General features: G+C 57.1%; 16 protein-coding genes. 6 read left to right on the top strand and 10 right to left on the bottom strand.

Annotated features, from left to right (window positions below; all coding sequences use genetic code 11):
* The first annotated feature begins 2 nt into the window (after positions 1 to 2).
* The 3 genes from AA105894_RS08190 to AA105894_RS08180 are packed head-to-tail and all read left to right on the top strand — an operon-like array spanning position 3 to position 2,764.
* Positions 3 to 830, top strand: coding sequence for a carbohydrate ABC transporter permease (locus AA105894_RS08190; RefSeq protein ID WP_267311279.1), 828 nt, complete (start codon positions 3 to 5; stop codon positions 828 to 830).
* 39 nt (positions 831 to 869) lie between these two features.
* Positions 870 to 1,973, top strand: coding sequence for an ABC transporter ATP-binding protein (locus AA105894_RS08185; protein WP_267311278.1), 1,104 nt, complete (start codon positions 870 to 872; stop codon positions 1,971 to 1,973).
* 17 nt (positions 1,974 to 1,990) lie between these two features.
* On the top strand, positions 1,991 to 2,764 hold the full coding sequence (locus tag AA105894_RS08180; RefSeq protein ID WP_267311277.1) for an SDR family NAD(P)-dependent oxidoreductase: 774 nt from the start codon (positions 1,991 to 1,993) through the stop codon (positions 2,762 to 2,764).
* 504 nt (positions 2,765 to 3,268) lie between these two features.
* On the opposite strand, the gene bcsD is transcribed toward AA105894_RS08180, so the two are convergent.
* The 6 genes from bcsD to AA105894_RS08150 form a co-directional block, all read right to left on the bottom strand.
* Positions 3,269 to 3,688, bottom strand: coding sequence for a cellulose biosynthesis protein BcsD (gene bcsD, locus AA105894_RS08175; RefSeq protein ID WP_267311276.1), 420 nt, complete (start codon positions 3,686 to 3,688; stop codon positions 3,269 to 3,271).
* A complete protein-coding gene (locus AA105894_RS08170; RefSeq protein ID WP_267311275.1) occupies positions 3,685 to 7,407 on the bottom strand; it encodes a cellulose synthase subunit BcsC-related outer membrane protein in 3,723 nt (1,240 codons plus the stop codon). Before AA105894_RS08170 ends, bcsD begins: the two co-directional genes overlap by 4 nt.
* Complete coding sequence (gene bcsA / locus AA105894_RS08165; RefSeq protein WP_267311274.1) at positions 7,397 to 12,064, bottom strand: UDP-forming cellulose synthase catalytic subunit; 4,668 nt, start codon at positions 12,062 to 12,064, stop codon at positions 7,397 to 7,399. The genes AA105894_RS08170 and bcsA overlap by 11 nt, the downstream gene beginning before the upstream one ends.
* A 15-nt stretch (positions 12,065 to 12,079) precedes the next feature.
* Complete coding sequence (locus tag AA105894_RS08160) at positions 12,080 to 12,850, bottom strand: cellulose synthase operon protein YhjQ/BcsQ (protein WP_267311273.1); 771 nt, start codon at positions 12,848 to 12,850, stop codon at positions 12,080 to 12,082.
* A 521-nt stretch (positions 12,851 to 13,371) separates the two neighbouring features.
* Complete coding sequence (locus tag AA105894_RS08155; protein ID WP_267311272.1) at positions 13,372 to 14,421, bottom strand: glycosyl hydrolase family 8; 1,050 nt, start codon at positions 14,419 to 14,421, stop codon at positions 13,372 to 13,374.
* Positions 14,422 to 15,204: 783 nt separating this feature from the next.
* A complete protein-coding gene (locus tag AA105894_RS08150; RefSeq protein ID WP_267311271.1) occupies positions 15,205 to 16,596 on the bottom strand; it encodes a sensor histidine kinase in 1,392 nt (463 codons plus the stop codon).
* A 114-nt stretch (positions 16,597 to 16,710) separates the two neighbouring features.
* On the opposite strand from AA105894_RS08150, the gene AA105894_RS08145 reads away from it, so the two are divergent.
* On the top strand, positions 16,711 to 16,854 hold the full coding sequence (locus tag AA105894_RS08145) for a hypothetical protein (protein WP_267311270.1): 144 nt from the start codon (positions 16,711 to 16,713) through the stop codon (positions 16,852 to 16,854).
* A gap of 174 nt (positions 16,855 to 17,028) precedes the next feature.
* Here the strand turns inward: AA105894_RS08145 and AA105894_RS08140 are convergent, their stop codons facing one another.
* The 3 genes from AA105894_RS08140 to AA105894_RS08130 all read right to left on the bottom strand — a co-directional run bounded on the left by AA105894_RS08140 (position 17,029) and on the right by AA105894_RS08130 (position 18,635).
* Entirely contained in the window at positions 17,029 to 17,217 is a 189-nt protein-coding gene (locus AA105894_RS08140; protein ID WP_188427365.1) for a NepR family anti-sigma factor, read from the bottom strand.
* A gap of 208 nt (positions 17,218 to 17,425) precedes the next feature.
* Positions 17,426 to 18,004 carry a sigma-70 family RNA polymerase sigma factor gene (locus AA105894_RS08135; RefSeq protein WP_188427364.1) on the bottom strand — a complete coding sequence of 193 codons (579 nt, stop codon included), beginning with the start codon at positions 18,002 to 18,004 and terminating at the stop codon, positions 17,426 to 17,428.
* A 127-nt stretch (positions 18,005 to 18,131) separates the two neighbouring features.
* A complete protein-coding gene (locus tag AA105894_RS08130) occupies positions 18,132 to 18,635 on the bottom strand; it encodes a sigma-70 family RNA polymerase sigma factor (RefSeq protein WP_267311269.1) in 504 nt (167 codons plus the stop codon).
* Between the two features lie 172 nt (positions 18,636 to 18,807).
* On the opposite strand from AA105894_RS08130, the gene AA105894_RS08125 reads away from it, so the two are divergent.
* A complete protein-coding gene (locus AA105894_RS08125) occupies positions 18,808 to 19,551 on the top strand; it encodes a PhyR family response regulator anti-anti-sigma factor (protein WP_188427363.1) in 744 nt (247 codons plus the stop codon).
* Between the two features lie 36 nt (positions 19,552 to 19,587).
* The gene (locus tag AA105894_RS08120) at positions 19,588 to 21,408 is read left to right on the top strand and encodes an ABC-F family ATP-binding cassette domain-containing protein (protein WP_267311268.1); all 1,821 of its coding nucleotides are present in this window, start codon (positions 19,588 to 19,590) and stop codon (positions 21,406 to 21,408) included.
* 15 nt (positions 21,409 to 21,423) lie between these two features.
* Here the strand turns inward: AA105894_RS08120 and AA105894_RS08115 are convergent, their stop codons facing one another.
* Positions 21,424 to 22,392: a Gfo/Idh/MocA family protein gene (locus AA105894_RS08115; RefSeq protein ID WP_456304023.1), complete on the bottom strand. Its 969-nt coding sequence runs from the start codon at positions 22,390 to 22,392 to the stop codon at positions 21,424 to 21,426.
* Positions 22,393 to 22,416: the final 24 nt, after the last annotated feature.

Raw genomic sequence — 22,416 nt, 5'->3', positions numbered from 1 at the left:
CCATGGCAAGCAAAACGAAACGCCTGCCCAAAATCGCCCTCGGCATCATCGGCTGGGCGGTGGCGTTGTGGATCTTCTTTCCGATTTTCTGGATGGTCCTGACCGGCTTCAAGAGCGAGATGGATGCCATCTCGACACCGCCGCATCTCATTTTTCACCCGACGCTGCAAAGCTATCATGACGTGTTTGCCCAGGAGAATTACTGGCACTTCACCTTCAATACGGTTTTTATGTCCGTTCTGGCGACGGGCGGCGCGCTGCTTCTGGGAGTACCTGCTGCCTATTCCATGGCCTTCTTTCCCGGAAAGCGGACGCGGGGCACGCTGCTCTGGATGCTCTCGACCCGCATGCTGCCGCCGGTCGGTGTACTAGTGCCGGTCTATCTGATCGCCAAATCCACCGGGCTGCTTGATACAGTCATTGGTCTGGCCATCATCAACCTGCTCACCAACCTGCCGATCATCGTCTGGATGCTGTACACCTTCTTCAAGGAGGTGCCGGTGCCCATCCTCGAGGCAGGCCGCATGGACGGAGCCAATCGCTGGCAGGAGATCAGCGTGGTCCTGCTGCCGCTCGCCCTGCCCGGTATTGCGTCGACCGCCCTGCTCTCACTCATTCTGTGCTGGAACGAGGCCTTCTGGTCTCTCAATCTCACCTCCTCGAATGCGGCACCGCTCGCGAGCTTCATTGCGTCCTTCTCGTCTCCTGAAGGGCTGTTTTTCGCCAAGCTCTCCGCCGCCTCGACGCTCGCTGTTGCACCGATCCTGGTTTTTGGCTGGTTCAGCCAGAAGCAGCTTGTGCGCGGCCTGACCTTTGGCGCCGTAAAATGATCCTGATTGCCCGCCTCTCACGCTCTTTTGGAGTGACCCATGGCCAAAGTTGAACTGCGCGATATCCGCAAGACCTATCACGCGGAAGAAATCATCAAGGGCGTTTCGCTCGACATCAATGACGAGGAATTCGTTGTTTTCGTCGGCCCCTCAGGCTGCGGCAAATCGACCCTTCTGCGCATGATTGCCGGTCTGGAAGAAATCTCAGGTGGCGATCTGATGATCGATGGCAAGCGCGTCAATGACGTCGAGCCCGCCAAACGCGGGCTTGCCATGGTCTTTCAGTCCTATGCGCTCTACCCGCATATGAACGTCTATCAAAACATGGAATTCGGTCTGAAGCTGGCTGGAATGCCGGAGGCGGAGCGACGCCAGAAAATTACCGATGTCGCTAGGACGCTTCAGCTCGATTCCTATCTGAAGCATAAACCCGGCCAGCTTTCCGGCGGGCAGAGGCAGCGAGTGGCGATCGGTCGTGCCATCGTGCGCAACCCCAAGGTCTTTTTGTTTGACGAGCCGCTCTCAAATCTTGACGCCGCACTGCGCGGCCAGATGCGCGTCGAGCTGGCCACGCTGCATCGCCGCCTGAAGGCCACGACCATCTACGTGACCCATGACCAGGTCGAGGCCATGACTATGGCAGACAAGATTGTCGTGCTGCAAAAAGGCGTGGTCGAGCAGGTTGGCTCGCCGCTCGAGCTCTATCATCATCCGCGCAATCTCTTCGTTGCCCGCTTCATCGGTTCACCGCCGATGAATTTCCTTCCAGTAACTGTACGCACCCTCAGTGAGAATGGCATCGCTGTGGCTCTCGATCATGGCGATCCTGTTGTCGTGCCGGTACTGCCGGGCGACAGCGCCTCGGCGGAAGCCATGACGTTGGGCGTGCGGCCTGAGCATATCGTGCTCGATCCTGCCGGACAGATAGAGGGCATCATCCGCATGGTTGAGCGCCTTGGCGCGCTGACACTTCTGCACGTCGCCCTGCCGGATGGCACCCTGATTATCGTTCAGACCGACGGCGATCACGGGGGCGAGGTCGATAGCGCCATTCGTCTGCGCCTGCTCGCTGAAAATTGTCACCTTTTCGACGCAAGAGGGATGGCGCTGACAAAGCTCATGCGCCACCGTCTCGCCGGTTAACTTGAAAGTCTCTTCCCATGTACATGGAAAAACTTCGCCTTGATGGACGTGTTGCTGTCGTTACAGGTGGCGCCCAGAATATCGGTCTTTGCTGTGCCACCGCTCTGGCAGAATTTGGCGCTCATGTGGTGATTGCCGACCTTGATGGCGACAAGGCCGCTGAGTCAGCCAAGAGCCTGGCAGAGCAGGGTCTGAAGGCTTGCAGCGTCGCGATGGATGTCACATCCGAAGCCAGCGTCACGCAGGCGGTCGATACCATCGTCTCGAGACACGGCAAGCTCGACATCATGGTGGCTAATGCCGGCATGTGCATTTCCGAGGTCAAGGCCGAGGATATGACTGAAGATCAGTGGCTCAAGCAGATCAACGTCAACCTGAATGGTGTATTCCGGTGCTGTCAGGCCGTCGGCAAGGTTATGATCAAGCAGAAGCGCGGCTCGATTGTCGCAATTGGCTCGATGTCCGGCCTGATCGTGAACCGCCCGCAGGAACAGGCCGCGTATAACGCCTCCAAGGCCGGTGTCCATCAGTATATCCGCTCGATCGCTGCAGAGTGGGCTCCGCATGGTATTCGTGCGAATGCCGTGGCTCCGACCTATATCGAGACCACACTGACACGCTTCGGTATGCAGAAGCCCGCGCTTTATGATCGCTGGATCGACGGCACACCGATGGGCCGCGTCGGACAGCCGGAAGAAGTGGCCTCTGTCGTGCAGTTCCTGGCTTCAGACGCCGCCAGCCTCATGACCGGGTCGATCGTCAGCGTCGATGGCGGCTTCACCGTCTGGTAAGGCTCAGCCCCTTCCTTCTCCCTCGTTTTGTCAAACCTAGGGAGAAGGAAGGACTTACTTGCAAAACACGTGCAGGTCGCAGAGCCCTATTGGTCTTGGGCGATGAAATGGACCGAAATCGTCTCGCTTCAATCAGTACGCCGTAGACCGCATTGTCTTTTGTTACGCTGCGCGCACGAAGTTCTGAATGAGCCTTTATGACCTAGAGGCAAAACGCTGCCGCGCACTCTACACCCAAGCCTTCGACTGGTTCATGGTGTTTTTGGAACCGCTTGACGTATCAAGCGACCCCCACATAGCTCGGTCTTTGGCAGCGAGGGGCCCAACCGTTGATCTGTTGGGCTACGCTCGAAATTGATCCGCACCTTTACAGTGAATAAAAGATCAGCCCCCAGTTCTGAGGCCGGCGATTTTTAAACCCACAATCATCAATATGTCTGGCGCCCAAAAGTCCTTATTGGGGCTCACGGACGCTGCTTTCTCCCATGTCGTAAGATTATTGCCTCAACCCTTGGCGTCAAAAACAAGGATCTCGGATGTTGAGGCGTCTTTATCCTGATGGAGTGTCACCGCCTCGCCGGTCTGCTGAAACCAGCCCGTGAGTAGCCCTGCATAGAAAGCAGCGTACCACTGCCCAGACGGCGTACCGAGAGCCCCCAAGCGCAAGGGCTCATTGATGGTGAGTGTGAGACAGTGTTTTTCCTGTGAAAGGGCAAGGGCAATCCTACCCCATCCCATCAGACGCAGGAGCGCGTTGCATTCGAGCTCAAAATCTTCAGTGGTTTCACAAGCCGGCAGCGGCAGGCGTGTCGCCGCGCGCAGGCCAACGCTTTGGAGAAGCGCATCGCGTTCTTCGGCCCCCGCCTGAATATCGAGTTCGCTGGCGAGAGAGTGCAGGAAAAGGGAATAATCAGGCGCGGTCATTTCGTCCCCAGAAAGCTGTATTTGGCAGCGACAAAAGCTCTAACTTCATTCCAAGGCCCAGCACGCTGATAATCTGCATTGAGGCTTAGTCTGAGATTGGGCGTTACACGGTAATCGACAGTGCCATTGACGCCACCCGTGAGACCATTGCCGGAATCGCCGGACTGATAGGCGTAAAGTGGCGCGATATTAGCAAGCAGATTCTGATCGGCAGCACTGTTCGGAAAGGTTTCAGCCTGACTGGAATGATAGGTCTGATACCCGGCACGCCCGACCACACGCCAGTCAAGCTGCTTGTAAGATCCGGCGTAAGTAACGGGAAAGGTGAATGCAAGGAAGTCTTGAGGCGAGAAATAACCGCCATTGCCAAAACTGAATTTGTATTCGTTACGATCATAGCCGAACCAGGTCAAATCCATGCCGACATGGATGTTCTGCGTACCGTGATCCCAGACGCGAACCTGCCCCCCTGCCCCAGCCTCATAGCCCGTGTTGCTTTTGGTATTGCGACCCGTCAGATACGATCCGCCGCCACGGACATAGAGCGAGGCATTGGAATCCCCATAGGCGAGCTGGGCGTAGACACGATTGCGGGCAACCCCACCCCATGTCGCTCCGGACGCATCCTTGAGGCCGGCGTAAGACAGCACACTGTCCTGCACGGCGCGCCGCTCGGCGCCAACCGTCAGGATAGTCTTGCGAGCAATTTGTGGGCTGAATTTGACGCCACCCAGGATATTATTGACCGCAAAGCCGAGCGGCGAGCTTCCGACATCCAGACTCAGCCAGCGCCAGTCATAGGCAGCACTCAGCGCGACACCTGTGGCATTGAACGAGCTACGCTGATTAAGCGCCCCGCCCTGCACGGCAGCGAGAGGGTTATAACCGATATAGCTCGGCCCGGTGGTATCTCCGGAATTGTAGGAACGGCTACTCAGGAAAGTCGGCGTAGCGCCCAATGTGAGATGCCCGGTACCCAGAGGCAATCTACCCGAAACATCTGCCGTCACATTGTTGAGACCGTTCAGCCCTGAGCCCGATCGCGTATCGATACCCGGGGTGATGTTGACCGAGGCCGCAAGCGAGTCAGTGATCTCGTTCAGATCACCATCCATACGCCGGATAAGGAGATCCGTATCATTCGTCGCGAGCGTGGCATCTTCCGCAGCAAAGGGGTTGTTGCTTCTGTAGCCCGCGTTCGGGCCCGGGGAAAGCTGCTCGATCCTGAGCAGCCTTGCCTGAGCCAGCTCGCGCACGGCTGCGCGAATATTGCCTCTTGCCCTGTCGAGCTGGGCAGCGGCGTACCAGCTCCTCGGGTCTGTCGGCGCGATCGCGTTCATCTGCTGCACATAGCCGCTTGCCTCAGCATAGCGGTGCATCGCTATGACAGTTTCGATAAGGGCGAGGCGGGCATCGAGATCCGCAGGATCATGTTGTACGGCCTGCAGATTGATCTGATAGGCCTGCGCATTCTGTCCGCCGGAGCTGTAAAGCCGCGCGAGAGCCAGGTTCGCCGCAATCGGAGGGCTTGCACGGTTGAGCGCTGGCGCGAGAGCCTCATAGGCCTTTGCCCGGTCACCGCGCTCATTCAGACGGTCAGACGTCGACACGGCGAGGCTCGTATCAAGCTGAGTGAGCAATGCCTCTTGCTCTGACGTGAGTGGCCTCGCTCTGGCGGAGGCGATCAGACGGCGTGCTCTCTCCAGATCATGCATATGGAGAAAGGCTCCGGCATAAGCAAGCTCCTGAGCCTGCGTCATGCCAGCGCTCATGCGGCTCATCTGGATTGTCAGCAACTGCGCTGCACCGGTGGCATCTCCCCGGTCGTAAAGCATGATCGCTGCTTGCTGAGCGAGCGATCCATCGGGGTCGCCGCCATCGAGCAGATGCGCAAAATAGAACCGCGCCGCATCGCGATCAGCCGGAGCGTTGGCCATATCCTCGCGAAACGCAGCACTTCGCAAAACAGCGCGGAGTTCAGGCGTCATGGCCTTTTCAGAAAGAAGCGGCCTCAGGCGGCGAACCGATTGCAGGTCGCCGGTCTGGGCTGAATAGAACAGCGCTGCCGCCACCGCCTGGCTGTCGTTTGCCGATGCTTCCTGAACCAGCGGTGCCATGACGTCATCCGCGTCACGATGCCGGTTTTCCGAAAGCAGAGCCTGCGCATAATGGAGACGGGACCAAGGTGAGAGTGCGTTGTCGCGATCAGCTCTCTGCATGATCATCAGACGCTCAGCCTTGTTCGGCGCCTGAGCCGCTTCGGTGTCATATAAAAGGGCCCGGAGCTGCGCATTCGCTATCGGACTCTGCTCCAATACCGTTCTCGCTTCGTCGAATTGCCTATCCTCAATCAGGGCGCGGACGAGACGCTCACGATAGGAGACATTGCCGGGAGACGTTCTCACCAGATCACGATAGGCCGCAATGGCGTCATCGCGACGACCGGTCCGCTCGAGAATATCGGCGCGCATGGCCCGTAGCCAGGATTGCTGCGGTGAACGCGCAATCAACGGATTGATGAGGGCGAGTGTCTCCGCATAGCGCTCCTTGGCGAACAGGTAATTCGCCTTTGCATAAGTATCGCTCAACACCGCCCCATTGGAGGCAGCGCGCCAGCGGTCGGCAGAGGCAGGATCGGCTGCCATCGCCCGATCGAGAAAGGTCTTTGCCTCGGCGTCGCGCTTGAGACGCAACAAGGTCACGCCAAGCCCACCAAGCGTATCGGCATCGTTGGGAGAAAGGGTCAGTGATTGACGAAACGCGGCTTCTGCGCCCGACAGATTATTTTCACGCAGGGCGTCCCACCCTCTCTGGCGAGCCAGTTCGTCGGGACGGGTCAGACCGGATATGGCACGCCCGCGCAATGCCTGGATGTCCTTGTCTTCCGGATGGGAAACAAGATAGTCACTGATTACGGGATCGGATGCCTTGGTTGCGGGCAGCCAGAGCACTGACTGCCTGGTCGTACCATTGATCTGCTGCTTCTGATTCTCCGCCAGGCCAGGCATTTTGGCCAGAGCTTCGAAGCGCTTTATCCCTGCCACCCGGGTTTTTTCATCCCATACCAGAGATTGAGCATAGGCGATCTGGTATTCGATATTGTCGGGAGATGTCCGCACGAGCTTTGCCAGCCCCTGCTGCGCCTTGCTACGCTGGTCGGGAACACCAGCCAGAGTGCGGTAATATTCGAGCGCATAAAGCGCCGGCGGACGGTCCGGAAACGCCTTGATATAGGCCGCAGCGGCCTGCGCCGTAGCGCCTTTACGCGCAAGCTCGCGCGCATTCTGGATGTCGGCTCCCGGTGCAGAGCGCGCCTGCAGATCCATATCGAGCAGACGTCCGGCATCGGGATCCGTGTTCTGATCCCTGATCTGCTTCATGATCTTGTGGGCTGCCGCGATATCGCCATCTCTCAGGCTCATCTGGCCCTGAAGCGCGAGCACATCAGGGTCGTTCGGCGCCAGTTGTATCGCCTGGTTCAGGGCAATGCGTGCGTCATCGATACGATCATGCTCAAGCCAGTATCGCGCGCGCCGAATGACGGAGGGCACGATGCGGCTGTTATCGGAAGGCTGAAGAACACGAGCAGGTTGCGAGGATTCCTGCCCCCCGTTTGGAACAGGAGCGGCATCACCCGGGGGGGCTGCGTGGGCGTGAACGGCAAGCGTGCAGGCGATCGTCGGTAGCGCCATACGCGCGCGGCGGAACTTATTTGTCACGCTGGATCTCCCTTGCGCGGCGCCTTGCATGAGATGTCAGAACGCGGAAGAGAATCAGTACCCCAAGCCCAACCCCGATCACAGCCAGCAAGATAATCCGGAAAGGATGGTCACCAAGATAGAGGTCCGGCCAGAACCAGAAAGGCAGCGATCCGACCGCATAGGTCGGCAGGTTACGTGTCGCCAGGACATGGCTGCCGTTGACGATCGACAGATCGCCCTGAATCATTGGCTGCATTTTCGGATCGCGCATCGTCTGAACGAGACGCTCAAGTCCTTGGGGGTTTTCACTCAGCATCAGCAGCATGGTTGCATCGTTTGAAAACGGCGAGCGACGTTCGATTATGGCGCCGCCGTCACTCAGCGATGTCGTCGCGTTGAGCGTGCGTAATGGCGTGGCCACTTCGGTCGGCGACGTGCTGCTCAGACTGCGCGACAGAAGGCGAAATGGCTCCAGCAGCACCGAACTGGTGTAATTGAGCGTACCGCCACTGAAACTGTAAGGCGTTCCGCGCAGGAAACGCTCCACGGCCGGGGAGCCTGCCACCGTGTCCATGACGATGAGATTGCGCGTTTCATTTTCAGCCACAGCGTTGCTGTGCAGCACCGACACTCCGGACACTGGATAACTGGTGATTGCCCCCATCATACCCATGAGATCCAGAAAGGCCGTATCCGTTCCCTCATTGGGAGACGCAGGAATAACGATGGCTGTGTCCGACAGATCGGCCATCCGAGTGAACGGGAAACCGGAATTCGCGAAATAGGCCAGGTTCGGGAGCGTCGTATAATGATAGGCACGGCTCAGATCGATCACCGAATCCGGATCGATGCTCATTCTGAGATCCTGTGTCATACCGCTGCAGTCGCGCCGTCCCAAAGGGCGTCCTTCAAGATAGAAACCAAGAGTATTCGCGCCGTAGAGCGTCCATACCGGGATAGATACTGAGGCAGACTGAGCTCGGGACGCATCAGGCCAGAAATGTCTCAGCCATTCCGGAATGTCCGAAGGCGGTGCGAGAGAGACGCTTTTGAGATAGATCCCGTTGACGCTGACATCGACATGAGAGCGTTTCTTATCGATTTCGGTACCCAGCGGACCGCGAACCGTGAAATGCATCGTTAGCGGGCGATCGCGCCATGTGTAGATATCGGGAGTAGTGCGGAACGGAACAGAGATGGTTCCGGGCACATACCCGTAACCCTGCAGCGAAGAGAGGGATACGAGATCGCCTATGCGGACAGGTTGAGTGCGCGTGATGAAAGCCGGCGCATCAAATGGATGTCGCACCGCGGCGGTAATAGAGGGAGCTACAATGCGAGAGGCATGAGGGAAACCGCTGCTGCCGAACACCAGCGAGCGGGCAGCCGAGGAAACGTCTTCATCTGTGCGACCAGTCACGATAAGCACAGCGCCGAAGGGGTCATTAGGATTGAGTTTTTCTAGAATGGTCGGCCCATTGATGGGCGCTTCTCCCGCCAGATACTCCCCGATGGCATCGGCTGGGCCGACCAGCACAGCGTTTCCAGATGGCGGCATCTGCGCCATCACGGGAAAGCTTGCACCGCGATAGCTGCTGAGCGCCCCGAACCAGGACGCGAGAACAGCGGAGGCCTCGAGAGTGTGCTGGCTGCTCTGACGAGACAGAACGAAGGGCACGCGTAACGGGGTCAATACGGCATCATTGAAGAAGGGGGCCGGCAGGGCCGCGAGATCGCGGGCGGGTGGTAACGGGGCTGAGGTGATCGAAAGTGTCGATTGCCCAAGTATCTTCGCCCAGAGGACCGAACTCGTCTGGTCTCCGCAACTCAGCGTATATTGTCCGGCAAAGTGGAAGGTCAGGACGTTGCGCTCTTTGAAAAAGAGCGGATTGACCGGAAAATTCAGTGGCCCGAATTGCGGGTTCGCCTTGTCGGGATGGATCACCCCAATAAACTGATCGTTGAGAAAAATCGTCACGCCGCTCCCGGCTGGCAGCATATCCGGTGAAAGCGAGCCGTGCAGTGACAGGGTCGCCGCCGTCACGACTTCAGTCGGTGCCACGCCGAAATTGAGCCCCTGAATCGGTATCCATGGCGTCATGATCAGAGTGTCAGCACTGCGAAGTTGCTTGAAACTCCATGACGTCGTTCTGGCATTCTCCAGCTCCGGCGCAACAGGTGCGGCGACATTACTGCCTGAAGGATCGGCGACGACAGGCGCGGACGCAGGAGCGGCGGGAACAGCGGCCTGCGGTTCCTGACTTTTCGATGGCGTGACAGCGTGTAACGCCCCCTGCCCGGTGATGCCGGGATCAACGGAGCCGGCGATCGCAGGCGCGCTTGGCGCGGGCGCCGCGCGAACGGAACTTGGGAGCGGCAAATCCGCCGGGTTTTCCTGCGCACAGGCCTGAGACGCTGTGCCAAATGCCGTCGCAAGAAGCAGATACGGCAAGACCTGTAACATGCCAGCCTTGGGGCGAACGAGCACGGCAGTTTTCTGTGGCACTGGTTGTATGACACGACCCTTGAGCACGGTATTAGGCTTTCTCTGGTGAAAGGTCGCTGGATTCAGCAAATCGAGGATGCTGCGCAAAATCAGAATAATGGAACGAAGCAAACTATCCGGCTTGTAGTCGGCCCAGTTATGCCAGGCATCCAGACGCCCGAAGGTGACGCGAATGATCTGGGCTTCCTGCAATATTGTGGTAGGCGCCCAGCGAAGCGCCAGACTACCCGTTTCCGACACGCGCACGATCGACGCCGGAAGATTATAAGTCTCTGCCATATCCTTGACGAACACATTGACATTCCCCGCTTTGGAGAACGGAACGTCGGTTGCTGCACCGTGCAGAAGGCACCCTCCGTAGGAGAAATTCTCGGACACGTAGTCGAACAGACGACCGTCTTCCGCACGAACCGTGATCGGCATACTGATGTTCACGCGCGGCGATCTGCGAACCTGCATTGATTCCCGCCCGATCGATATCGCCGCGAGTACGATAACAATACTGATCGAGATCCAGACAATATTCATCGTCAAAGCGTTTGTGACAATGTAATCGTTGTGATTGTGCAGCAGGCGGAAAACACCAAAGCCGAAACCCGCCAGAAGAGCGATAACCAGATAAACGTTCGGATAAATGGCGCTCCAGTCGAGATAAGAGCGATCCAGAATTCCGCCTTTTTCGGTGACATTGAACTTGCCCCTTCTGGGAAAGAGCAGGGTCATAACGGTGACACGGGCAAGAAATGGCGCAAGCGTCGTTTCATAGACCTCGCTCCAGAGTGAATAACGCCAGTTCTTGTTGGTGCGGGCAGAGGTCAGGACACTGTGGACCAGATGCGGCACAGCATAGACAGCGATTGCAAAAGGCGACGCATCAATGAGTGTCTGGCTAAACAGAAGATACGCCATGGGCGCGACAAGAAAGATCAGCCGCGGGATGGCAAAAAGAAAGCTTGCAATAGCAGCGAAATAGCAAAGGCGCTGTGCGAAATCGAGGCCCGGGCCCATGAGCGGGTTGTCGAGACGAAATATCTGCAACATGCCACGAGCCCAGCGCATGCGCTGGCCGACATGGAGGATAAGACGCTCCGTCGCCAGCCCCGCCGCCAATGGTTTTGCGAGATAGGCGGTCGACCATCCCCTCCGCTGCAGTTTCAGCGCAGTATGCATGTCTTCCGTCACTGTTTCGATCGCGACCCCCCCGATTTCTTGCAAGGCACTTCGTCGGATTACAGCGCAGGAGCCACAAAAGAAGGTTGCGTTCCAGAAATCATTCCCGTCCTGGATCAAGCCATAGAAAAGATTGCCCTCCGGTGGCACGAAGGCACCGTGGGAAAAATTGCGCTGAAACGGATCGGGCGAATAGAAATGATGCGGTGTCTGTATCAGCGCGAGACGCTCATCGGTTATGAATGGACCGACGGTTTCGATAAGAAAGTTACGCTTGGCGATGTGATCGCAGTCAAAAATCGCGATGAGATCGCCCTTGGTCAAGATCATCGCGTGATTGAGATTACCCGCCTTTGCGTGCGTATGCTCTGAGCGTGCAATATAGCCAGCGCCGCAGGATTCGGCGAACTCACGAAACTCATCGCGATGGCCGTCGTCCAGAATATAGACATTGATGCGGTCATTGGGCCAGTCGATCCCCATCGCTGCCAGAACCGTCTGCCTGACAATCCGCAACTCCTCATTATATGTCGGGATATAGATGTCGACGCTGGGCCATGACGCCGTATCGCTCGGCAGGGGTGCTACCTGCCTTCGCAACGGATGCAGAGACTGAAAATAGCTCAGAATGAGCATGATGAACGCGTATATCTCGGCCGTGACCAAGACCGTGCCGAGCACAGTCTGCGTCCAGGAGCTGAAATTCAGAGTCTCGGTAAGGCGCCAGCTCAGGTATCTTAGCGAGACGATGATCGACAGCCCCTTTAGTGCCAGGGTCGCACGGGGGCCGGGATAGCGATTGATGTAGAGAAACAGGCCGATACCGATGAAACAGACGATTGTCTGGCTCGCAAGCGTGAGGTGCACGAATGCAGCGAGAATGACGCAAAGCAGCGCCACTGAAATCAGTGACGTTCTGAGAGTGGATCTGAAAGGCGACCGGCTGGCGCTGTCCATCCAGTTCTCAAGAAACGCAATGCCATTTCTCACATGATTCATTACAGATTTTGCCTATCAGTGCAGGTTCTGAATACTCTGGATAAACTGCGATCCAACTCGATCGAGATCTGCAGCCGCGCGTGAGTGGGGTGCGTAATGATTGATGAGTTTCTGGCTCGCGAAAGCCTCACCAATATGTTCGTCTCGATAAATCGTTCCGAGAAGCATGGGGCCAAAACGCCTGACGAGTTGCGGCATCGCCATGGCACTGACCCGGTTCATGGGGTCAAAGCGGTTGATAACGATGCGATGGTCGAAGCGGAGCGGCGTAGTTGCATCGAGCTGATAGCAACTGCCCGCGTGTATCTCAGGCACCAGCGAGACACATGAGGCCTCTGGTGTCATCACGGTCACGACCATGTCTGCAATAGGCAGAAGAGACGAAAGAGATACGGAATAACCAGGTGATGTATCGACAATGACGATCGTCTCGGGCTGCTGAGAAAGCGCAAATACTTCCTGGGCGATGAGATTGGGGCGAAGCTGCAGCGCGTGCTCGAGTTCGGCCTGCACCCTGACCGGTTGAGATCCATACGGATAAACGATCACGTCGTGAGGGCTCAGTTTCGCCGCTTCGATCCAGGGGCGTCCCGAAACGATACAGCTGCTTATACCGAAACGTTCCGACATAGGAATGCCATAATGCAGTCGAAGCGCATTCTGCGGATCGAGATCGACGACCACCACTCTGGGCGCACCCGCGCGCCTGACTTCATCAGCCAGATGCGCCGCCACCATGGTTTTTCCAACGCCACCCTTTGGGGAGGCCACACATATCAGTGTCATTAATTCTTCTTGTTTCCAGCAAACGATATCGGAAATTACGTTTCAGCGTCGGAACATGCCTCGCAATCGATTTTGCCCCGCAATGCGCTCCGAGGCAGGGGCGCGAAGCGTGGCGAACACGTCTCGCAAGGGCATTTTTCGCCAGGCGAGAGCAACCTCCGATTTCACCGGTGGGGGATCCTGAAGCGCGCTTTTCCGCAGGGGCTGTGATTCGGTGCTTTTGTTGAAACCGAAACTCGTCTCACTACCCGATAAGGGAAGGCTTCTACTGGTCATACTACCGTCGTTGGGTGCTGCCACAGAGGAACTACTGGCGACATTGGGGTTGAGCAAATTGGCAAGTCCTGGCGCAGGTTCAGCACCCTGCGATGCAGGAGCCGTATCGAGAGGCGCTTCCTGCGCCTCACTCACCGGGGTTTCAGCGCTAAGCCGGGATAACGCATTGAAGTCAGGATACCCCTCTCCGGAAGGTGACGGCTCACCATCGAAAGAGTCTTCAAGAATTCTGAATCTATCTGGCATTATACCATCTCCATCGCGGCTATCCGCGCCTGCAGTGTCAATGAAGCCGAGTAGTAGTCACCGCTCTCCTTTACACTTGGCAATTTTGGAAGAGCATCGGGTCCGTTGAGCGCGAACTGATAGACAGCCCTGAAACCGGGCGGCGCGTTGTAGTTGGAGCGCTCTCCGGTTTTCACGTCGATCCATCCTGGCAGGCCGCTCATCGTGTAATTCTGACTTACGGCGTAGAGCGCCTGCGACAGAGTTGCGGGCATCCGGTTGCCCCATTTAAGGTAGAGCGGAATCCGAATTGCATCATATGAAAATCGCGGCGGGAAACCTGAAGCAGGCGTGAGGCGCTCAGACTTGCGATCTATCATCAGCCAATCCGGGGGCAGCCCCCAAAGGCCAAAGCGGCTGCTTTGCACAAGCTGCTGCCCACCATCGATCAGACTGTTCCAGGGGCCTGCCGGGTCCAGCCTCGCGGCACGGATGAGAGCTGGCATATTGTAATAGGAGAGATTGACGGTCACACCCTTCGGTCTATCGAAACCACGTGCACCCGGCAGAAGAACGAGCCTGCTGCCAATCTTTCGAACACATTTCCGCCCCAGCTCCTGAACAATAGCCTGCGCCTGTTCCGCGTAGTCCTCCCTCCCCCATAGCATCGCCGCACGACGCAACGCCCATGCGATCATGAGATCACCATCGGAGGCGTTATTGGTGTCAGTTACGTGCGGCGCAGCTGGCATCCAGCGCCAGCTGTGCAGGTTTCCGTCCTTGTGCGCGAGATTGTCTTTTGTCCAGCTCAGAATGCTCGCGAAGGCGTCTCGATCATTGAATGTCGAGGCGAAAAAAAGCCCATATCCCTGCCCTTCCGAGTGCGAAACATTATTGTTGCCATTATCAACAATCCGCCCATCAGGAAGGAGAAACTGCTTCTTATAGATATCCCAGTCCGGGTCGATTGTGGCGGCCCTGCTGACAGTCGAAGCGCCAAAGCTCGCAATGCCAGCGCTCAAGGCCAGAGAATTTCGGCAGAACACGCGCCTGGTCTGTGAACGAAGCATTAACGATCTTTCGCCTTTATTCGACGGAGAGACCCCCGCTTAATAGGATATTTTTCTATACAAGAGCCCGTTTCGTCAACATATTGTGTTGTCCGTTAAACATTTTAACTTTTTTGTCATGAACTCGGAGAGATTAAGTTCATATTGTTAATTTCCGTTTTTGGCCAGCCTGACTCATGGAACAGAGTTAGGCGGAGGCATCCCAAGCCTATGCAGTAACTCACAGAGGCAGCCACATCTGACCTCATTATGCTTGGGTAATACTCTGCTGCACGTATCTCAATTTCGGCAACGCTCGTTTTATCTGATCGCCCTGATATGGAAATGTAGAATGAACGCGAGAGAAGCGACCTTTTTCAGCGGCCCTTCCGGAACTGGGAGACAGCTAGACCTCCGTCAGGGGTTCTAAGCAGTTTAGTTCGTAAAGAGTCAGAGAGATTCATCTTCTGGCAGGGCTTACCTCGACCCCTTCCGATCAAGCCCTGCGTCAACCCCTGAGAGGAAACACAATATTACGGCACACATTCCACGAACAATCACGGACTTAGTTCATTGGTGGCGGCGCTTAACAAAAGCGGATCTAACATCTGGAACACATACTCGAAGGCAAGATACCGCGACCGATTTCCAGAGTTGCGCCAATGCTAGAACTGCACGACAAAAGCGCGCATTTTACTTCTTGACCCTCAGGACAACTCCCGATCAGACGTCGATTCCATGCAATCGAAACCGCGATGTCGAAATAATTGCGCGTTCAACGCTTAACGCGAGATTTACCTCGTTTCACAGAATGGTGCGGCGCACTGGTTGTATCGGAAAAGCAAGAGTATACACCGTTCCAACCGCTGAATTGATTTCGAGCGTGCCGCCAAGTTGTCGCGCGAAGCCACGCACCAACTGCAATCCGATACCTTCCCTCTTCTCAGCGTCAGACTGTGCAGTGGCATCAAGGCCAATTCCGTCGTCCTGGATCGTGAGAACAGCACCATCTTCGTTTCGGGCCAAACGTATCTGTACCGAGCCGCAACGTTCGTTAGGAAATGCGTAGCGCAACGCGTTGGTGACCACCTCAGTGACAATCAATGAGAGCGGAACGGCCTGATCAGGGGTGATCGGAACGCTTTCGATATCAAGCGAGAGACTGACGCGCCCCTTGTTACAGCGATTATTCGCGGTAAAAATCTGACTGGCAAGTTCCTCGAGGAATGCCCTGATATCGAGCGCGGATAGCCCGCCGTCCGGGTAAAGATGTCGATGCAGTGTTGCCAGTGACCTCACGCGGTCACGAACAAGGTGAAACTCTTCCCTGGCCTCAGGTAGCTTTATTCGGTTGGCCTGCAAATTCAGCAATGACGCAACAATCTGCAAATTGTTTTTGACGCGATGATGGATCTCCTTGATCAGCAGATCCTGCTGCTTGGTCGCGCGTGTGAGGCGCGCCTCATGACGATCAAGACGTTTGGTTGCGCGACTGAAGGCGCGTTCCATCTGCCTTATCTCCAGAGGGAGTGCGCGAGGCAGGTCGGGCTGGAAGGTGCCATGACGGCGCCAGTCCGCAACGCTGAAAGCCAGCTTCTCCAGCGGCTCGACCAGATATCGCTGCGCAGCCAAGGCCACAAGCAGCAACTCAACGATGAGGATGAGGACGATCAGCATGACTCTGGCGAGAAAAAGCTGTAGCGCGCGCGTTTCGGCAATACTACGCGTCGACACCGCGACAATTCGTGCCGGCCCATATCCGGGGGCCATTGTGTAGTAGACCCCATCGACCTCAAAATGATCTGTCTGCAGGTCAGCTGCAGCATCATTCTTTAGTTTCGCAAGAACCTCGACTGACCATGGGTTGGGGATCTTCCTGTTGGCCGTGAGCGCAACTGGCGCTGTCTCTCCCGTGTAGAGCCACAGATCTGTCGCGCCGTTTTCCGGGTCCGTTGCAGGATGCGTATATTGCCCGGCGTTGACGAGTTGAGCGTTCACGAGAGGACGTAGCGCAATGAGCCGACCGGCTACGGTTTCTCCGGAGCGGTCGATATACTCCAGGGGCACAATAATACGGATGAGGGGAGCCGGACCTTGCAAAAGCACCTCTACGTCAGGTCGTGAGGCTTCGGTATGTGCTGTAGCTGGCTGTGCAGACGCCTGATTTTCAGGAGCGCAGACGGCGTCCCTGCCCATTGCCGCCTGAAGGGATGTGACTGGGCGCCCAAAGTGGTCGTTCAGGACAAGGGAACAGTATCGCTGTTCATTGATCGACTGAATGAGCTGGAAAGCGCGAGGCGCAATTTCCTCATGAAGCCCAATTCTGGCGAGAACCTGAAGCGTGCCCCGCGTGCGATCGATATCTGTCGTAATCTCGTGACGGGCGCTGATCGCATCGCCCTGCGTCCGTTCGAAACTGTTATTCGAGGTCACGAGATAGGTGTGCCAGGCTAGCATACCAGCGACGCATGCCAGTGGCAGAGACGTGCATATGATCAGCGCCATGACACGAGACCCGACCGTATCAAAAAGGCCAGATTTCACACGAAAATTCTTGAGCTGCTTGAAGGGTGAGGCTGTCACCCGCCTGACTTTCGGGAGTTCATAATGATCAGATCAGGCAATTCTTCATGAAGATCGCTCGTCGCGGTCTTCCTCGATGAGACGGAGGAGCTCGTCCGGGATTGGCTCATTCGCCACATCGTCGAATAGCTGATGCAGACCGCGCTTTAGCCAAATGTCGAAAGGATTGTCGCTGTCGGATGAGGTTTTATCCTGGCGGGACTTCTCCGGCACGCCGTCCTTTCCCCCAGTCATGTCATCACCTCAAAAAAAGAATTCGACCCATGCGGGTTTAACAGGGGGGCAGCGCCTGAGTTGCACTACCGAAATTTAATCAACGTATTTTGAATAAATTGGAAGCCACAATAGCAATCGAGAGAGACGATACATGATCGTCTCTCTCGATTATGGCTAAAAAGCCTCACAATTCAGAGTGAGTGGCGTAAAAACGACGCCGGACCACTCAGAACGTGAAAAGATCGTCAGACTTCAGACCCTTGCGACGACGGTCGTCGAGGGTTGCGCGAAGCGCCGCGACCTTGACACGAAGCTTGTCATTGGCGGGCAGATCACCGGTCATCCAGGCCTCGAGCTGGCGACGCGCACGGAACACGCGGCTCTTGGCAGTACCAACAGCGCAACCTGTTGCCTCGGCCAGAGCCTCATAGCTCATGCCCTGCACCACCACCATGACGAGCGCTTCGCGCTGGTCTGCAGGAAGACGCGAGAGGGCCATCGACAGATCCTTGAGAGCAAGGCTGTCTTCATGCGTTGCGTTACTGGCGAAGGAGGAAGCGGGCACGTCTTCGATATCGGTCGTTTCGCGACGCTTGCGCAGATCGGAGATAAAGCGGTTGCGAAGAATGCGATGCATCCAGGCCGAGAAATTGGTGCCAGGGATGAAGCTGTCCTGAGCGGCAAGGGCGTTGCAGACCGCATCCTGAACCAGATCTTCGGCAGCCGAACGATTCCGCGTGAGGGAGAGCGCCTGGATACGCAGTTTGGGGAGGATCTGGATAACTTGGTCGTGGAAGCTGGTCATGCGAAAATCCTTCTTCGCTCAGTGCTTTTCATCCGATCAATGAACGGCGCGGAAGATCGGTTGCATCAGATTGCTATTTTTTGATTTTATTTTTCCGCGCTCCCTTTTTCCGGGTCGCGTGTCAGGCTCAGATGCCCGTTGCGGCAGTCGCCTGTGCGCCCGGCATGGCCGTGATCTCAGCCAGCTTGGCGCGCGCGCGCGACACGCGCGCCTTCATCGTTCCCACCGGACAGAGACAGATTTCCGCTGCCTCTTCATAGCTCATTTCCTGCGCGCCTACGAGAATGAGCGCCTCACGCAGAACCTCAGGCAATCGCCAGAGCAATACCGAGAGATCAAGCACGTTATCGTGATAGCCCTGATCGCCCCCCCGACCCTCTTCGCTGCCGAGTGAGATTTCGGAGAGGATCTCGGTCTCTTTCACCTTGCGGCGTTTCTGCTCATAAAAAATATTGCGCAGAATGGTGAAGAGCCACGCCTTGACGTTTGTCCCCTCCACGAACTGCGCCCGCGCGCCCAGCGCGCGCAGGACCGCGTCCTGCACGAGGTCATCCGCTGCCGTGACGTCTCTTGTAAGGTAACGGGCAAAGCCGCGCAGATCCGACAGATGCACGGCGATACCGCGCCTCACGGGGTCCGCGCCACCTGACTGGCCGTCCTTCCTTATGGGCTGGTCCGCACTCAGGGCGCGGTCTCCTCAATCCGGGTCACAGCATTCCTCTTTGCTGAAGCGTGAAAAAGTGCCATCCTGACGCGATAGACCGCGTTTTGTTCGCGAATTATTTTCGGAGCTTCGTTACTCAATGGTCGATGCAGAGCGCCAAGACCTTATACAAGCCTTGCCCTTTGCGCGACGTTTTGCAAGGGCTCTGGAAGGCAATCAGATACAGGGCGATCAACTCGTCGCTCTGGCGTTGAAGGATATGGTCAGCCGAAAAGGCGGTCATGAGATCAGCACACGCTATCGTCTCTACCGCTCTATCATAGAGTGTTTCACCAAGGAAAACGAGGCGGCGCATGCGCCCTCACCCCTGTCTCTGACCCAGAGGCTGGTCCTGTTGCTGACATCGCTAGAAGAGGTCCCTCTCAGCGCCGTCGCCCTGATTCTGGATCGAAGCGAGAGCGAGATCCTCGCCGATATTGCCCAGGCCAATGACGGTTTACGCTCTGTCGCCGAGACCAGCGTACTCATCATTGAAGATGAGCCGATCATTGCCATGGATATTCAGGATGTTGTCCAGCAATGCGGTCACCGCATTGCTGGCGTGGCCTATACAGAAGCCGATGCGGTGCGTATTGCCAAGGAGACGAAGCCGGGGCTTATTCTGGCTGACATCAATCTTGGCGGCGGGGGTGACGGCATGCATGCCGTCGGTCGCATCATGAAAGATCATCAGGCACCGGTTATTTTTGTCACCGCCTATCCTGAGCGCCTGCTTACCGGCGAACAGGAAGAACCGTCCTTCATCATTACCAAGCCCTTTGAACCAACGACCCTGGCCATCACGACCTATCAGGCCGTTACCGGCGGACTGAAAGCAATCTGACTTGCATCGCAAGGAGCTGTGCGACACATAGGGCCTATGGCCGCACCGATCCTTCATCTTCGCGATATTGTCTATTCTCTCGGCGGGCGCCCGCTTCTGGATGGCGCCGAAATCGGGGTTGCCCCCGGCGAGAAGCTCTGCCTTGTCGGGCGTAACGGATCAGGAAAATCGACGCTTCTCCGCATCGCTGCCGGAGAAATCCTGCCGGATTCAGGCCAGTGTTTTATCCAGCCTGGCATCAAGATCGTCTATCTGCCGCAAGAACCCGATCTGACGGCTTTTCCTACCAGCTACGATTACGTTGCGCAGGATCTTCCGCCTGAAGAAGACTATCTCGCCCGCAGTATGCTTGCCGAGCTCGGTCTTACAGGTGAAGAAAGCACGTCAACCTTGTCTGGCGGCGAAGCGCGGCGTTGCGCCCTCGCTCGCGCACTGGCGGCCCGCCCCGATCTGCTGCTTCTGGACGAACCGACAAACCACCTCGATCTGCCCACCATCACCTGGCTGGAGCGTGAGCTTGCATCGATGCGCTCCGCCATGATCGTAATCAGCCATGATCGACGCCTGCTTGAGACTCTCTCCCGCGCCGTGGTCTGGCTGGAACAGGGCATTACCCGTCGCCTCGATCAGGGATTCGCCCGATTTGAAGACTGGCGCGAAGAAGTGCTCGCCCTGGAAGAGCTCGCGGCTCACAAGCTCGACCGTGAAATCGCGCGTGAAGAAGACTGGATGCGCTACGGTGTTACAGCTCGACGCAAGCGTAATGTGCGCCGCGTTGCAGAACTGGCTGGCCTGCGTTCCAGACGCAAGGAGATCGCCAGCCAGTTCCGCGGCACACTCAAGCTCTCCGTCTCAGAGGCCGAGAGCACAGGCAAGCTCACGACTCTGGCCGAAAATGTGACCAAGGCTTTTGGCGAACGCGTCGTGGTCAGGGACCTCGATCTTCGCGTACTCAAGGGCGACAGGCTTGGTATCGTTGGCGCAAACGGCATGGGCAAGACGACGCTCCTGCGCCTGCTGACCGGCGAAGATCAGCCGGATAGCGGCCGTGTGCAGATCGGCCCGTCCACGTCGCTTGTTACCCTTGACCAGCGCCGGGCCAGCCTTGATCCGAACATCACCCTCTCTGACACCATGACCGGCGGCAGCGGCGACATGGTGCAGGTTGGCTCTGAAAAGCGTCATGTCATCGGCTATATGAAAGACTTCCTGTTCCGGCCGGAGCAGGCACGTACCCCTGTAGGCGTCTTGTCTGGTGGTGAACGCGGGCGTCTGGCACTGGCCTGCGCCCTCGCCCAGCCATCCAATCTTTTGGTGCTCGACGAACCCACAAACGACCTCGATCTGGAAACGCTCGACCTGCTTCAGGAAATGCTCGACGATTATCCCGGCACGGTTCTGCTCGTAAGCCATGATCGTGACTTCCTTGACCGTGTAGCGACCTCTGTGCTGGTAGCGCAGGGAGACGGACAATGGATCGAATATGCGGGTGGCTACAGCGATATGCTCGCGCAGACCGGCGGAGCCGCACCTGCGGAGCGAAGCGCGGCCTCAGGCAACCCGAAGGAAAAGAGTGCTTCCGACAGAAATGCCGCAAAGACAGAGAGATTGAGCAAGAAGCTCAGCTACAAAGACAAGCTGGCTCTTGAGAAACTGCCTCAGGAAATCGCCCGCCTCGAGAAGCTGATCGTCACCCAGCGTGATATCCTGTCAGACCCATCCCTCTATTCCCGCGATGCACAGAAATTTGCCAAGGTCAGTGACGAACTGACAAAGGCAGAGGCCGCGCTGACGGAAGCCGAAGAGGCCTGGCTGCTCCTTGAGATGAAGAAAGAAGAGCTCGAAGCCGGCGCCTGATGGCGCCGGATCGCTTCAGCCATTGATCAGCCCGGAAAGCTCCATGGTCTTGCGGGAAGCATCCATGCTGGCCTTGACCCTGATGGCGGCATCGAGTGCCCTGATCCCGGCCTCGGCATCGACCAGGATCGGTGCCCCATCCAGACATGATGCGGCAAAAGCATCATGTTCGGCGGCGAGACAGTCGCAATCTTTCCACTTCAAGGCCTCACGCCTGAAGCCTCCCGTCCCCGGCAGGGGCAGGCCGCGCTTGCGGCCAATCATAGTGAGTTCCTGCTGGACGAAATCGGCGGAAAGATAGCCCTCTTCCGAAAAGACACGCATGCGGCGCTCCGTCTTCAGGGAGATACGGCTTGCTGAAATGGAGGCGACACAGCCATTGACGAACCGCACGCGGGCATTGGAAATGTCTTCATGCTCGCTCGACACAGCCACACCAACCGCATCGATTGACTCGATGGGCGAGTCTACGAGCGACAGAACGAGATCCAGATCATGGATCATCAGATCGAGAATGACCGACACATCGGTTCCGCGCGGCTTGAAGGGCGCAATACGCGTGGCCTCGATATAGAGCGGCTTGCCGATACGCTCGGAGATAGCGCGGTGCTCGGCAGAATAGCGCAGGAGATGACCCACCTGCAGCACACAGCCTGTTTCCTTGGCGAGCGCCGCCAGCGCATTGGCTTCCTCAAGCGTTGCTGCAATCGGCTTTTCAACAAGGACATGCCGCCCGGCCTTAAGACAGGCTGAGGCGACCGGGAAGTGATGCTCGGCGGGCGCAGCCACGATGAGGGCATCAACCTGACCGATCAGCGCCTCCAGACTTTCCGCTACGGCGCAACCTGCTTCCTTCGCGACCACCGCAGCCCGCGCCGGATCAGGGTCGAAAAGGGCGATGAGAGCCTCCCGGGCGCAGTCTCGCGCCTTGAGGGCATGAAACCGTCCGAAATGTCCGGCCCCGACAATTCCGACCTTAAGCATCTGTTTTCCTGGCTCTTGAGCAAC

It is taken from the genome of Asaia spathodeae NBRC 105894 (genome assembly GCF_025994195.1).
Classification (GTDB): Bacteria; Pseudomonadota; Alphaproteobacteria; order Acetobacterales; family Acetobacteraceae; genus Asaia; species Asaia siamensis.
Note: the sequence above shows the minus strand (reverse complement) of the source record. Positions and strands in the feature narration are given on the sequence as shown.